The sequence below is a fragment of the Vagococcus intermedius genome (assembly GCF_029144185.1).
Lineage (GTDB): Bacteria > Bacillota > Bacilli > Lactobacillales > Vagococcaceae > Vagococcus_D > Vagococcus_D intermedius.
Map to the genome: position 1 here is coordinate 1,675,622 of NZ_CP110232.1, position 15,354 is coordinate 1,690,975.

The window sequence follows — 15,354 nt, forward strand, 5'->3', positions numbered from 1 at the left end:
TATCAAACTAAATTAAAAAGCATTGCCTCAAAGGGCAATGCTTTTTAATTTAGTTCTTTTGGAATTTCAGTCGAGTCTTCCTCATATAAATTAGACACGTTACGATACCATTCAAATATGTGTGTAATCAATACTTTTAAAGCGGCATATCCTGGTATTCCCAACACAACGCCGACAAGTCCAAATAATTTTCCCGCAGTTAACAATACAAATATGATAGTGACTGGGTGAATCTTTAATTGGCTACCTAACACTAAGGGTGAGACAAAGCGTCCTTCTATAACTTGTTCTAAAGAAAAGACAATAATAACTTTAACTAACATCGTTGGGCCACTAACCAAGGCCAGTAATAAAGCTGGAATCATAGCCATGGCAGAACCAATATAAGGTACTAAATTTAGAAATCCAGCTAAGATCCCTAATGTTACACTATAATCTAAACCAATAATACTAAATCCTATGATAAACATAATCGCAACCGACAGTGCGACAGTTAATTGTCCTCTAATGTATTGAGACACTTGATTATTAACATCTATCAAAACTTTTTTAGTTGGTTTACGTGCCTTGGTAGGCAAGACTTTAATAAAGTGTTCTGTCATACCTTTTCCATCTTTTAATAAGTAAAATAAAATAAACGGGGTTGTAAAGATGGTGACCATGACATTGGCAACCGTTCCAATAATATTTCCAATACCTTGAAAAGTATTTTTGGATAGACCTTTGACCATATTACCAACACTTTCAAAAATATTATCGGTAATTTGTTCTAACTGATCAGCATACTGACTAAAAAAAGGATGACTAATAATTTCACCTGTCTTTTCTTCAATTATCTTCCAATAACTCGGCCAGTTATTAATGAAACTCAGGGTTTGCTCTTGAATTTTAGGAATCAAAATAATAATTCCCCATGCCATTAGCGCAACAATCCCAATAAAAATAATCGTAATTCCCATCACACGTGACAAGCCTTTTTTCTCGAGACGATTGACTAACGGATTTAAAAAATAATACATCAGACCGGCAAACATAATAGGAAAGCCTATAATTCCTAAAAATTCACCTAATGGTGCCAGTAAATAAGATATTTTACTAAAAATTAAGATATTTAACAAAATTAACAGAACTATTAACAGACCTGTGACTACCTGATTATTCAAAAACCACTTCCAAAACCACGATAATTTTGTTGGTATTTTCTCTTTATTATCCATAGCTACCCCCTACTTTTAATAATAGCTAATAACCGAGCCTTCGACTAACGAAGGCATACTTACTGGTGACAAATAAACGGCACTACTTAAAACTTCATTAGCTACTGGAACCTCATCAAATATCATTGTAATATGACCAATTGTATTGAGTTGTTTAGTTGCCAGACTCCCTACTTGTGTTATTTCGTAATCATTATTATCGATACTAATAATACCACCTTTTTTCAACTCAACCGTGTCTGAGTTTTCTGAAAATTCTTGAATCACTGATACTTTTTTTAACTCGATGGTCGCTTCATCATTAAAAAAAATAATCATTCGATCATTTTTATCAATAGCCTGCTCACCAATTTGTTTTACAATCGCTTTTTTCATTCTTATACTCCAATCTTTCTTTTAAATATAAATTAATTGTATCATACTTGTTAAAAATTACCTTCTCTGAACCTATCCTACGGACTAATTTTGTTATTTCTTATAAAATAAATAACTTTTTATTCCTCCGAATGAGTTAGTATTTTTTATTTTATGCTATACTATTTATTATAATGAATTGAAAGGATGGTTATTATGTTAGAAAAAATTATCTTAGGAACGTATACTAAAAGAGAGAGTCAAGGTATTTATGAAATAACGCTCGATTCTAGTAATGGAAAATTAACAAATTTAACTCATACAATCACTGCTACTAATCCAACTTTTGTAGGCCGAGCAATTAATAACTGTTTATATACTGTTGGCACCATTGAAGGTAAAGGTGGTATGTTAGCCTACAAACCAACAGAGGACATGCACTACGATTTATTAAATGCTGTAACGGATGATGGTGCTTCTCCTTGTTACGTTGGAATTGATAATGATCGTCAGCTCGTTTTTGGTGCTAACTATCATAAAGGACAAGTAACCAGCTATAAAATAAATTCTGATGGGTCGATTACTTTAGCCGATACCGTGCAACACATCGGTCAAGGACCTCATGAAAATCAAACAAGTGCCCATGCACATTACGCTGACCTGACACCTGATAAGCGTTTAGTGGCCTGTGATTTGGGAACTGATACCGTTTATACTTATGACGTCACACTTGATGGAAAATTAACCGAAATAGCAACATTCAAAGCGACTCCTGGAACAGGACCACGTCACTTAGTTTTCCATCCAACTAATCAAGTAGCCTATTTATTTGGAGAATTAGCTAACACTGTGACTGTTCTTTCATATGACGTACAAACTGGTACCTTTACAGAAAAACAAACACTCTCTACCTTACCAACTGATTTTAAAGGCTTTAGTGGTGGTGCAGCTATTCGTATTTCAAATGATGGTCGCTTTGTTTATGTCTCTAATCGTGGTCATAATTCTATCGCTGTTTTTGAAACAAAAAATGAAGGAAATACTTTAGAATTAATTCAATTAATTTCTTCTGAAGGTGATTTTCCTCGTGATTTTGATTTAAATAAAACAGAAGAATTTTTAATTGTGTCACATCAAAATTCTGATAACTTAACAGTCTTCACGCGTAATGCTAAAACTGGCTGTTTAGAACTAAAAGAAAAAGATATTTATGCACCTGAATGTGTCTGCACTTATTTTGTAAACTAAAAACTAAAAAAGCCATTCCTTATAAGGAATGGCTTTTTTATATCATCATAATCAATTAGTGTAAAATATGACCTTCTTTTAACTTATCATTTAGCCCTTTGAAGAAACCTTTTACTTTAGGGAATAAGAAGAACCCTATTGCAAAGAAACCAATTCCTATCAAGATTAAAATAATCAGTGCTTTACTTGTATTTGGCCAATAAATACCACCAACTGGTTCACGCAATAAATTAACCGCATGGGTAAATGGTAGCAACGGATTAATAAATTGGAAGAACTTACCTGACATCTCAATTGGGTAGTTACCACCACCACCTGAAATCGATAGTACCAAAATAATAACCGCTGCCCCTTTACCAAGGTTACCAGCTAAAGAGACTAGCACATAAACCATTGTCATAAAGACTAGTCCTACTAAAAGAGCAAACGTCACAGTATAGACTGGATTCACTGCATAAATTCCTAATAACCATAAGTTACCTAAACTAACTATTAAGGCTTGGAAAAATGCGACAACTAGGAACGTTGCCATTCTTGCTAAAAATTGTTGACGCATTGAATATTTTTTCTTAGCACGCTCTGATAAATGGAAATCAGTCGTTGCAATACTTGAAAATAAAACAGCCCCTACCCATAAACACAATGCTGTATAAAATGGGGAACTTGCAGAACCATTATTAGGTACAGGATAAACGTTTTTCTGATCGATCTTAACAGGATTAGCGATAAAATCACTTTCTGCTTTGGCATCAGCTTTTAAAACTTTAATAACCTCTTTTAAGTCGATCTCTTTCTTACCTTTTCGAATAAAATCGGCAGCTTTATGAATTCCTTTACGCATATTAGGCCAATCATTTTCAATCATTTTAGTTGCTGTCGTCAATGCTTCTTCGACTTCTGGAAACTTATCATTAGCTACTTTTAAGGTTTTTGTTAAATCATTTTCTAATTTAGGTAAGTCTGATTTTACAAAATCGGCAGCTTTATCTAATTTTTTCTCCAGCTCAGGAAGATCATGCTCATAAACATCGGCAGCTTTATTAATACCACCTACAATAGTTGACATATTACCATTCAAAATTTCATTAGCCGAATGGATTTCATTCTTGACATCTGGCAACTCTTTTTGATATTTTTCTAACATCTCTATTGCTTGTGTAATGGTTTTACTTGTATTATCTAATAACGTATCTAATTGTCCTACCATATCTTCATCAACAATTTTATTCGTGATTTTTTCTGCAGAGCCTAATGTATCTTGAACGCCATCAATAATACTTGAGATTTCTTTTTGCATAGATGACGGGTCAATACTATCTACCCCAGTTGAAATATCTGCTGCAAGATCGCTAATATCAGCCAAACGATTGGCTAATTCATCTGTAGACAATCTATCGATATTATTAGTTACATCATTATTACGATTTTCTAACAGCATCAAAGTTGATTGAATATCTGACAAGCGATTAATCATTGGTGATAAATTATTACGTCCAGACCACTGTTCTAACGCATCCATCGTACTTACTGTTGATTCAATAACTTCTGTCATACGATGAGTGCTCATGCTCATTGTATTTAATACTTTGGCAATACTAGCTTTTTTCTCATCAATTGCTTGATCATCGCTTAAGATATTTGCCAAATTACGATTGGCTTCACTGATGTCATGAGAAACTAAAGTAACAATTGTTAAACCAGATCCTATTCCTGAAGCTACTTCTGGTAAGGCATCATTAATTTTAGATGCGCTTGCTGAAATTTCTGGTACTACTTCATTAGCTGTTTTAGCCATATTTTCAACTTCTGGCAAGACTTCTTGCGCTTGTTGGATAACATCTAATCCGCGATTAGCTTCCGTAATCGCACTATCCATAATTTCAACTACTTGGTCAAAATCCTCATCAACCATAGCAATTTGTTTCCCTGCATTTTCAATTTCAGGAATTTTATTTTTTAAATCTAACACAACTTTACCTGATTCTTTCAATTCAGGTACTCTTTTATTAAGATCAACAATTTTGTCGCCCATCTTATTTAATTCAGGCATATAATCAATAAATTCATTTGCTTTAGCTAATTTATCTTTATATTCAGGCATATTTTTATTCACTTCGATTAATTCCTTAGTATAGTCATCAATCTTATCGAGATTGTCATCTAGTTCTAACACTTTACCTGAAACCTTATTAATACTTGCTAAATTACTATCTAAATCGTATCCAACTTCATTAAATGTTTTTAAAAGTGTATCACTAACCGTTTCTACAAATTGTGTACTAATCGTATCTTTGATTGCCCCAGCACCTTTATCGGTAATCTTTGGCGCAATAGCATTTATTTTTTGATTGACACTATACTTGATTTCTGGTTTTTTAATATCACCATTAACAAAACTTGTTAAATTAGCTGAGAAATTTTGTGGTAGGTAGATTCCACCATAGTATTTCCCACTTTGAACCCCTTTATCCAGTTCTTTTTTTGAATCAACAAAACGCCAACCTACCGTTTTATTTTTTTTCAAATTTTTAATAATTTTATCACCAATATTTATCTCTTTATCCATCACATCAACTGTTTTATCATCTGAATACACGGCGATAGAAATATCTTTCGTATTAGCATAAGGATCCCATAAAGCAGCAATATTGAACCACGCATACAAAGATGGAATAATCATTAAAGCAATAATTAGTAAAAATGTTAAAGGATTCTTAAAAATACGTTGCCAGTCAAGTTTAAATAACTCCCAAGTATTTTTTATACTATTTTTCATTCTTGGTTCCTCATCTTTCATTAAATCTCATTCCAATTCTTTTCAGGAATTGTTGTTTCATTTTCGAAAACTTGTTTGACTACCTCTTTTATTGACGTATTACGTAATTTATCTTCCCAAGCACGGTCTGCTTCAGAAAAATAAGCAGCTACTATATTATGCCCATTTTGAGCAATTTCGTCAAATTCTGAAAACGCTCGTTGAAACACTCCCATATTAGGAAATGTTTCGAGTGGCCCTTCAATCGCCTCAACAATTTCTAGTAGTGAAATATTTTCGATTTCTTTTTCTAAGTAAAAACCACCATTATTTCCTGAGACACCACCTATCAATTTTGAGACAACTAATTTTCTCAAGAGTTTCTTAACATATGAAGGTGAAACTGATAATTTCATATAGATAGATTCTGATGAGACAGGTACCTCTCTTTTTTGAATTGACAAAATCGCCATAATGGCTAAAGCTTGCTCTGTCGCATTTGTTAAACGCATAATGTCACTCCCACTTTCTCTACTTCAAGAGTCCATTATAGACTTTCTTTATCTCTAACGCAAGTTATTTACTATTACTTTTGTTATTTTAACAGTTTTTTTTCAATAAAAAAAGCGTTAATCCTGTAGGATTAACGCTAAAAGAATGAGCTAATTAAGCTTTTCCTTTTGAACCGAACCATTCGATTCTTTCTTTAACTAATTCAACAACTGCATCAGTTCCTGGTGCTAATAATTTACGAGGGTCAAAACCTTTTCCTTCAAGATCTTTTCCTTCTTCAATATATTTACGAGTCGCTGCTGCGAATACTTCTTGACATTCAGTGTTTACATTAATTTTTGAAACACCTAATGAGATAGCTTTTTGTACTTGATCTAATGGGATACCTGATCCACCATGTAATACTAGAGGTTTACCATCTGTCACATCAGCAATATTGCTCAATGTTTCAAAACTTAAACCAGTCCAGTTTTCAGGATATGAACCATGAATGTTACCAATACCTGCTGCTAAGAAGTCAATACCAGTATCTGACATTTGTTTACACTCAGCTGGATCTGCTAATTCACCAGAGCCGATGATACCATCTTCTTCTCCACCGATACTTCCAACTTCACACTCAACTGAAACACCTTTATCATGAGCAATTCTTACAACTTCTTTTGCTTTTTCTAAGTTTTCTTCAAATGGTAAATGAGAACCATCGAACATAACTGAAGTGTAACCTAATTCGATACATTTTAAAGCATCTTCATATTCACCATGATCTAAATGTAAAGCAACAGGAACTGTAATTCCCATTGAATCAATTAAATCTTCAACCATGTGTACACACATTTGGTAGCCGCCCATATATTTAGCTGCGCCCATAGATGTTTGAATCATAACAGGAGATTTTGACTCTTCTGCACCTTTTAAGATTGCTTTAGTCCACTCTAAGTTGTTTGTGTTAAAAGCCCCTACTGCGTATTTGCCTTCACGTGCTTGTTTTAACATTTCTGCTGCTGATACTAATGCCATTGATAATTCCTCCTATTTATGGAAAACATATTTGCTAAGTAATAACTTAGCTGACGCCCTTATTTTATCAGAAATAACAGTACATTTCTACCTAAAACATGAAAAATATTCATCTATTTGAAAAATCTTTCACATTTCCATGATATTTCCGCTTATTCAACTTCATTTTTCCTCCCTTTTTACAAAAAAACTTACTAAACATTGTTTAGTAAGTTACTTGATGCTCTTCAAATAAGTCAATGCATCCTCCGCTGTTTTAACCGGTATGATTTTCATCTTGCTCTTAATTTTTTGTGCTGCCTCTTTTGCTTCCTCATAATTAGTTTGAACGTCTGGGTATACTTTTTTAGTTTCTTCATCTATTTCATCATTTGGAGCAAAAAAGACAGTTGCCCCAGCCTTATCAGCAGCGACTACCTTCTTATCAATTCCACCAATTGGACCAACTGTACCGTCACTCATAATAGTTCCAGTTCCTGCTATATCTCTACCTTTGCGAAGGTCTTGATCTTCCAGCAATTGATAAAGAGACAACGTAAACATTAAACCAGCTGAAGGCCCTCCAATATCGTCCACATTAATTTCCAAATCTTGTTTAGTCTTTAAAGAGGTCTGTTCCGTTAAAGTTACTCCAATTCCAACTTTTTTGGCATCAGGTAAATCAATAATCTTACCTTCCGCTTTTTCTTTATTGCCATCACGGAAAAAATGTATGGTAATACGTTGTCCTAATTTTTGTTTTTTTATATAGTTCATAAAATCATCAGTTTTTTTAAACTTCTTATCATTTACTTGATAAAGGATATCCCCTGGTTCTAACTTGTCATAAAAATCTGACTGCTCTTGAACTGTCATAACATAAGCACCATCATAACTTATTTTATATGGTTTTTTAGCCAAGTCTAGCGCAACTTTTTTAGCCATATTGGTAGAAGAGGTCATTTCATAATTACTTAGTTGATCATATTCGTCATCTGTACTATCTCCCATCAACTCATCCTGACTAATAATATCTTGGAATGAAGACAGTTTTGCTGTTGCTAAACTGGCTAATGTCCCTCTTTGAATTCCCACCGTTGTTAGCATAAAAGAACCTGGTTGTTTATCACGTTTACCATCCACTGTTACAAAATTTTTAGTATCTTCAGCCGATCCTGGCATTTCAATATAATAAGGTAATGGGACTAATACACTTAAAATTGCTAGTAGGCTAATCCCTATTAAAATAGAATATTTAATTAAGTCACGACGATGTTTAGACTGATACTTCTTTGCCATGTTTACGTCCTTCTTTCTATACTGAACTAGTTACTTTTCAATTTTTTTAGCATTGCGTCTTTTACATTCTGGGGTACAAAAGCGCTGATATCCCCATCAAACTTAGCAATTTCTTTAATAATACTCGAACTGATATTACTATATTCATCATCCGCTAGTAGGAAAATAGTCTCAATATTACTATTTAATTTTTTATTCATAGAAGCAATATTTTTTTCATACTCATAATCTGTCATATTTCTTATGCCACGAATTAAAAATTTAGCTCCCAGTTCACTTGCAATATCGACTGTTAAACCAGCTTTTTGATTAATAACAGACACCTTTGGCAGTGCCTTAGTAGACTCTTCAATCAGTGTAACTTTTTCTTCGGCAGTAAATAAGCCCTGTTTCGTTGTATTAGTCAAAACACCAATAATAACTTCATCAAACAATTCAGATGCTCGTTCGACTGTATTGAGATGACCATTTGTAAAAGGGTCGAAACTTCCTGGAAATAAAGCGATTTTTTTTATCACTATTCTTCAGTCCTTTCATAAATAACCACTTCTGTTCCACCATAATTTTGGCGACGGCGACATACGAACTCTCCGATACTATCTGTTAATTTAACAGATCTATCTGTCTCGCAAACAATCAGTGCCTCTCCAGATAATAAACCTAATTCATCCATTTTTATCACTTGCTCATTAATCTTTTGTTGGGCATACGGTGGGTCTAAAAATAAATAATCAAATACTTCACCTGCATTAGCTAATTGTAAGATAACACGATCAGCGTCCCCTTTGATTACTTTAAATTTGTGACTTTCTTTTGTTAGCTCTATATTTTCCTTTATAACATTTAACGCTTGATAATTTTTGTCAACACAAACTGCAAGCTCACACCCTCTCGAAACAGCCTCAATTGCCAAAGAACCACTTCCAGCAAATAAATCTAATACTTTTCCACCATCAAAATATGGCCCTATCATATTAAAAATTGACTCTTTTACTTTATCTGTTGTTGGTCTTGTATTATCACCTGGCAATGACTTTAAACGTCTTCCTCCATATTCACCTGAAATAATTCTCATACTAGACACGTCCCTTCTTATTAACTTTCCTTGTTTTACTTCAAAATAAAAAAGCATGTATAAAGTCTGACTAGCTAGTTCAGACTTTACTCACCAACATGCTTAATCTGTCTCAATCAACGTTATCTTTGTTGACTTTTCAATGACATCAAAGCCATCATCATCTTGTAATAAAGCTTCTTTTGACCCAACCCGTTCACCAAAATCCATTTCAATATTTGGTCGATAAGAAGGCTCTACTTCTCGAACGAAGTGTAATTTTTCAAGTGCTAATTGATTTTTTTCGATATTATCTTCATCCATATATATCACTATATATTTCATTTTTCTTGAAACATACGCAATTGTACCAAATTTTTTTAATGTTTTTAACTGTCTTAAACTGTAAACCCAGACAATTAATGATCTTCGCTTAGTTATTTCAAACTTAGGTTGTGTTTCAACTGAGTTATCCAACATGGCAGTTACCACCGCATCCTTTCTGAGCAAATTCAAAGAACGGGTTACCCGCCTCAATTTTAATATTACTAGAGATTGATTGTGCTATTTCATAAGTCACTAAATCCAAACTTTCCTGAACATCTCGCTCATAAATTCTAAATTCAACAATATTATTATCCATATCTAACTGGCGTTTAGTTGCTCTTAACGCTCGTCTTTTCTCCTTGTAGTCAGGTGCATATTGCCCATAAGCTTCAATTTTTTCAAAAGATTCTTTTGCACGGCTAAAATCTTTCACATGTTCTTGAGTTATTTTAGATGTTTCTATTAATTGACGACTTTTAAGATAGCCTCTAGTAGGAGAACTTGCCAATAAACAGTCACACAACCGATCGATACTATCTTCTAATTCAAATATCTCTTCTGTATATAACATTTGATCAGCTCCTTTTTTATCCTCAATTAATAATAAAGTATTTTATCTCACCTAGCAAGCCTAGCCTATTCGTCATTCCTAACACTAGTCTCTGATTCTAGTGAAGATTCTAACGGATATTTCTCAGAACTACTATCATTAGCCTCTTCTATAAGCTGATCATTTCCATCTTGGATCGCTCTCTCATCAAATTTTTCATGATTCTGTAACTCATCTTCAGGTTGAACCTGCGTCAGTCCTGCTGATGAGGTAGTTGTTGTCAGCTCATCACTTCTTAACAGTGACTCATCTTCCTCGTTCTCTTCTTTATTTGTCGTAATACTCGGATTTTTTTGAACCTCTCTACTACTATTTTCACTAAACTCACTTGTTTCTCTTGTCTCACTTGTTTCATTTACATTTTTTAACTTAAGAAGTGCTTCTGGATGGGAAGATTCCGTTGTTACCTTATTTGAGACAATGAACAACACAACGCCTTCAGCACACGCAACCCCGATCTCTTTGCTACTACCATCAATAATGTTAGTTTCAATCATGCCAGTTCCGTATAAAGTCATCACTAAAAATGGTATATCACTACTTGGTGCTACTAAATAACCCTTTACTACTTTAGAATTTAAGCTTGACAATTCTAATAAGCGAGTCATTTCAGCCTTATTTAAGACTTGCAGGTCCCTTACGCCTCTAACTTTTTGCCGATCATCCCATTCTTTTTTCGATTCTCGATTGGGAAAAATAGTCGATTTTTCGTTTAAAAATGTTTGTAATGTTGTACTAGCCACATCCATTAAGGTTGATGTATAGTGAATTTTACTCTCTTTACTTTGATCTAAAATAGCTAGTAAAGATTGGAGTTGAAGTTGATTATTTTTATCAATATGGGCTTGCTCTACTTTAGGCTGGTACTCTATTAATTTACTCAACTCTCCCTCAACTTGATAGGGTTTCAAATCTAATAACATCTCTTTATCTAAATAACGAACACCAATTAATTTTCCATTTTTTTGATTAAAATGTAAGATTGCAAACGCACCATTATCAAAAGCAACGAGAGGACGATAGTTCATATCATCCTCCGTTAACTCTAAACTGTACTCGGTCTTATTATACGTAATATCAAAATTCGAATAAATAGTCGTTAACGCTGCAACATCAGTCAATGACATACCGAGTTCAAAAGGGGCTATTTCAAAATCTTTTCCCAACACAAAGATAGATTTAATACGATTGGCTGTTACTTCTATCTGTAAATAATCATGAACCTCATCCCCTAAAATCCACCACTGACCACCAAAATTATTATCTTGGATATCTAATGGTTCACCATAAACTTTTGTCAACTCACTTGCATTTTGACCAATATACTTGGCAAAACCAGTCGCGGCTAATTTACCATAAGGAAAAGCTTTATGCTTAGCTACACTAGCTTCTTTCTTTTCGACTTTTACAACCTCTTCTTGATTTGACTTTGGCGCTGAATAGATAGGTACAAGATACGCTACAATCAAACACAGCATCACTAGTAAGATAAATTGACCGAAACGTTTCACTGTCCCACCCCTTTCTTCTTAAACAAATTTCATTTTGATTAGTAAGTCACCTGATAAAATACTCTCTCCAGACTCAACATGAATAGAATGAATAATACCATCAAAGGGGGCTTGAATCATGGTCTCCATCTTCATAGCTTCTGTTATTAGTAACGGCTGGCCTTTCGTAACGTGTTGACCTTTGCCCACTAATACGTCTAATACAGAACCAGACATTGTCGCTCCAATATGTTCTTTTTTACTTGGTTCAGCTTTTTCTTTAACCATCACGACTGACTTAATATTGTTATCCTTAACTAAAATTTCACGGCGTTGACCATTAAAGGTAAAGAATAAAATACGTTGTCCTTCAAGATTAGGTTCTCCAATTTGATCCAAAGTAATAATTAACGTTTTTCCTTTTTCAATAGCTAGATGAATCGTTTCGTTTTGTCTCATTCCATAGAAGAAAGTTGGGGTATCTAATAACGTCACATCACCAAAATCTTGATGTAATTTTTGATAATCAATAAACACTTGCGGGTACATTAAATAACTTAATACTTCTTCCTCTTTTGGTTCATAACCAATAATAGCTTCTAATTCACTTTTTACTGTTACAAAATCAACTGGTTTTGCCAAGCTACCAGGTCGAACCTCGATTGAATTTTTCCCATTTAAAATAATTTGTTTTAATTTTTCTGGGAAACCTCCTGTCGGCTGGCCTAAGTCACCTTTAAATAAACTAACAACTGATTCTGGGAAATTCAATTCTTTCCCTTTTTTATAAATATCAGCTTCTTTCAGCTTATTTTGAACCATAAATAATGCCATATCTCCTACAACTTTAGATGACGGTGTAACTTTAACGATATCCCCAAACATTTGATTGACAGTCGCATACATTTTTTTGACTTCATCCCACTGTTCGCCTAGCCCAACAGCTTTAGCTTGTTGTTGTAGATTAGAATATTGGCCACCAGGCATCTCATGTTCATATACTTCGGTTTGAGGCGCACTCACTCCATTTTCAAAAGGATGGTAATAAGCTCGAACACTTTCCCAATAGTGATTAATTTGTTGGACATTTTCTATCGTCAAGTTAGGTGTTCTCTCACCGTTCACCAAGGCATAATATAAACTACTTAAGCTAGGTTGACTTGTCGCACTACTCATCGAACTCGTTGCCACATCCACAATATCGACACCAGCTTTGGTAGCTGCTGAGTAGGTAATAATACCATTACCACTAGTATCATGAGTATGTAAATGTATTGGCAATGATACGGTATCTTTTAATTCACTAATTAAGCGATAGGCCGCTTGAGGTTTAAGCAGACCTGCCATATCTTTAATCCCTATAATGTGTGCACCCATTTTCTCTAGTTCAAGAGCCATTTCCTTATAGTAAGTTAAATCATATTTAGGGCGTGATTTATCCATAATATCACCCGTATAACAAATAGCTGCTTCAGCTATTTTACCCGTATCTCGCACATATTGAATACTTTTTTCCATCTGTGGTAACCAATTTAGACTATCAAAAATCCGGAAAACATCAATTCCTTGTGCCGCTGATTCCTTAATAAAGGCCTCAATTACATTATCAGGATAGTTTTGATACCCTACTGCATTTGATCCTCTAAAAAGCATTTGGAATAAAGTATTGGGCATCGCTTCTCGCAATACTCTCAAACGTTCCCAAGGATCTTCTTTTAAGAAGCGGTAGGACACATCAAAAGTTGCTCCCCCCCACATTTCACTTGAAAATAATTCTGGCATTGCTTCTTCAGTCGAACGTGCTATTTTTTCAAGATCAGTCGTTCTTACACGAGTTGCTAATAGACTTTGATGCGCATCTCTAAACGTCGTGTCTGTCAATAGAACTTCTTCTTGCTTATTGATCCAATCCACGACAGCATCTGGTCCTTGACTATCTAAAATATTTTTGGCTGTTGTCAGTTCTTTTGTAATAATTTTTTTAGGTAAACGTGGTGTCTCAAAGAAACGTTTTGTTTCCTTTTCGATACCAGGGAAACCATTGACTGTTACTTCTCCAATATATTTTAACGTTTTATTTCCTCTATCACGCAATAAAGGAAAATCAAATAATTCAGGTGTGTTATCAATAAACGTTGTCGTTACTTCACCTGACTTAAATGTTGGATGGTTGATTACTTTTTCTAAAAAGGCTACATTCGTCTTGACCCCTCTAATTCTAAATTCTTTCAGGGCACGGCGCATTCGGTTGATACTTTTTTCAAAATCTGTTCCAAAAGTACATACTTTAACAAGTAAAGAATCAAAGTGAGGCGTAATTTGTGACCCGACATAGACATTTCCCATATCTAGACGAACACCTAACCCCCCCGGTGAGCGATATGTATCAATCACCCCAGTATCTGGCATAAAATCATTTAATGGGTCCTCAGTTGTAATACGACACTGAATAGCAGCTCCTTTTAAATGCAACTCGTCTTGTTTAGGAATACCAATTTCTGTATGTAAATTTTTACCTTGAGCAATTAATAACTGACTCACAACGATATCTATATCCGTTACAAGTTCTGTAATTGTGTGTTCTACTTGAACACGTGGATTGACCTCAATAAAATAAAAATTATCTCCTTCTACTAAAAATTCAACTGTTCCAGCATTAACGTAGCCAACATGATTCATTAATTGGACTGCAGCTTCACAAATTTCTGATCTAAATGATGGCGTTAAAGAAATACTTGGTGCAACTTCTACGACTTTCTGATGACGACGCTGAACCGAACAGTCACGTTCAAATAGATGGACAATATTCCCTTGTCTATCTCCTAAAATTTGGACTTCAATATGCTTAGGATTAGAAATATATCGCTCCACATAAACCTCATCACTACCAAAAGATGCTTTCGCCTCACTTTTAGCACGATCATATCCTTCTCTAGCTTCTTTTTCGTTATGAGCTACACGCATACCACGGCCACCGCCACCTAAGGCAGCTTTAATCATAATTGGATAACCATGTTCAGTTGCAAACTCTAGGGCCTCATCAATTGAAGCGATTGGACCATCTGTACCAGGTATTGACTGAATACCTGCAGATAACGCCGCTTCTTTCGCTTTTATCTTATCACCAAACATATCAAGATGTTTTAAGTCTGGTCCAATAAAAATAATATCCTCTTCTTGACATCTCTTAGCAAATTCAAGGTTTTCAGATAATAACCCGTAACCAGGGTGAATCGCATCTACCCCTGATTCTTTTGCGATTCTTAAAATATCTTCAATATCAAGATAGGCCTCGATTGGTTTTTTTCCTTCCCCAACTAAATAAGCCTCATCTGCTTTGAAACGATGCATCGAATCTTCATCTTCTAATGCATAAATCCCCACAGCTCTAATATCTAACTCCGTACATGCTCTAAATATACGAATGGCGATTTCCCCACGATTTGCTACCAATACTTTTTTCAAAGCTAACCCCACCTTTTCAAAAT

General features: G+C 34.4%; 13 protein-coding genes. 1 reads left to right on the forward strand and 12 read right to left on the reverse strand.

Annotated elements, in window-relative coordinates; all coding sequences use genetic code 11:
- Nucleotides 1–44: 44 nt before the first annotated feature.
- Together OL234_RS07850 and OL234_RS07855 are read right to left on the reverse strand one after the other, a co-directional pair.
- Nucleotides 45–1,217 (reverse strand): AI-2E family transporter, encoded by a 1,173-nt coding sequence (locus tag OL234_RS07850; RefSeq protein WP_275468689.1) that lies wholly within the window; start codon nt 1,215–1,217, stop codon nt 45–47.
- A 15-nt stretch (nt 1,218–1,232) separates the two neighbouring features.
- Nucleotides 1,233–1,592 (reverse strand): PTS glucitol/sorbitol transporter subunit IIA, encoded by a 360-nt coding sequence (locus OL234_RS07855; RefSeq protein ID WP_275468690.1) that lies wholly within the window; start codon nt 1,590–1,592, stop codon nt 1,233–1,235.
- Nucleotides 1,593–1,787: 195 nt separating this feature from the next.
- Here OL234_RS07855 and OL234_RS07860 point away from each other — a divergent pair, with 195 nt between their 5' ends.
- The gene (locus tag OL234_RS07860; RefSeq protein WP_275468691.1) at nt 1,788–2,819 is read left to right on the forward strand and encodes a lactonase family protein; all 1,032 of its coding nucleotides are present in this window, start codon (nt 1,788–1,790) and stop codon (nt 2,817–2,819) included.
- A 55-nt stretch (nt 2,820–2,874) separates the two neighbouring features.
- Here the strand turns inward: OL234_RS07860 and OL234_RS07865 are convergent, their stop codons facing one another.
- The 10 genes from OL234_RS07865 to OL234_RS07910 all read right to left on the reverse strand — a co-directional run bounded on the left by OL234_RS07865 (nt 2,875) and on the right by OL234_RS07910 (nt 15,331).
- A complete protein-coding gene (locus tag OL234_RS07865; RefSeq protein WP_275468692.1) occupies nt 2,875–5,595 on the reverse strand; it encodes a YhgE/Pip domain-containing protein in 2,721 nt (906 codons plus the stop codon).
- Between the two features lie 20 nt (nt 5,596–5,615).
- Nucleotides 5,616–6,086, reverse strand: a complete 471-nt coding sequence (locus tag OL234_RS07870; protein ID WP_275468693.1) for an RrF2 family transcriptional regulator — start codon at nt 6,084–6,086, stop codon at nt 5,616–5,618.
- Between the two features lie 154 nt (nt 6,087–6,240).
- A complete protein-coding gene (locus OL234_RS07875) occupies nt 6,241–7,107 on the reverse strand; it encodes a class II fructose-bisphosphate aldolase (RefSeq protein ID WP_275468694.1) in 867 nt (288 codons plus the stop codon).
- A 213-nt stretch (nt 7,108–7,320) separates the two neighbouring features.
- On the reverse strand, nt 7,321–8,385 hold the full coding sequence (locus OL234_RS07880) for a SepM family pheromone-processing serine protease (RefSeq protein ID WP_275468695.1): 1,065 nt from the start codon (nt 8,383–8,385) through the stop codon (nt 7,321–7,323).
- Between the two features lie 26 nt (nt 8,386–8,411).
- Nucleotides 8,412–8,900, reverse strand: coding sequence for a pantetheine-phosphate adenylyltransferase (coaD, locus tag OL234_RS07885; protein WP_275470136.1), 489 nt, complete (start codon nt 8,898–8,900; stop codon nt 8,412–8,414).
- Between the two features lie 2 nt (nt 8,901–8,902).
- The gene (rsmD, locus tag OL234_RS07890; protein ID WP_275468696.1) at nt 8,903–9,517 is read right to left on the reverse strand and encodes a 16S rRNA (guanine(966)-N(2))-methyltransferase RsmD; all 615 of its coding nucleotides are present in this window, start codon (nt 9,515–9,517) and stop codon (nt 8,903–8,905) included.
- A 45-nt stretch (nt 9,518–9,562) separates the two neighbouring features.
- Complete coding sequence (locus OL234_RS07895) at nt 9,563–9,919, reverse strand: YlbG family protein (RefSeq protein ID WP_275468697.1); 357 nt, start codon at nt 9,917–9,919, stop codon at nt 9,563–9,565.
- Nucleotides 9,909–10,337, reverse strand: coding sequence for a YlbF/YmcA family competence regulator (locus tag OL234_RS07900; protein WP_275468698.1), 429 nt, complete (start codon nt 10,335–10,337; stop codon nt 9,909–9,911). Before OL234_RS07900 ends, OL234_RS07895 begins: the two co-directional genes overlap by 11 nt.
- Nucleotides 10,338–10,402: 65 nt before the next feature.
- Nucleotides 10,403–11,887 (reverse strand): CAP-associated domain-containing protein, encoded by a 1,485-nt coding sequence (locus OL234_RS07905; RefSeq protein WP_275468699.1) that lies wholly within the window; start codon nt 11,885–11,887, stop codon nt 10,403–10,405.
- Between the two features lie 18 nt (nt 11,888–11,905).
- A complete protein-coding gene (locus OL234_RS07910; protein ID WP_275468700.1) occupies nt 11,906–15,331 on the reverse strand; it encodes a pyruvate carboxylase in 3,426 nt (1,141 codons plus the stop codon).
- Nucleotides 15,332–15,354: the final 23 nt, after the last annotated feature.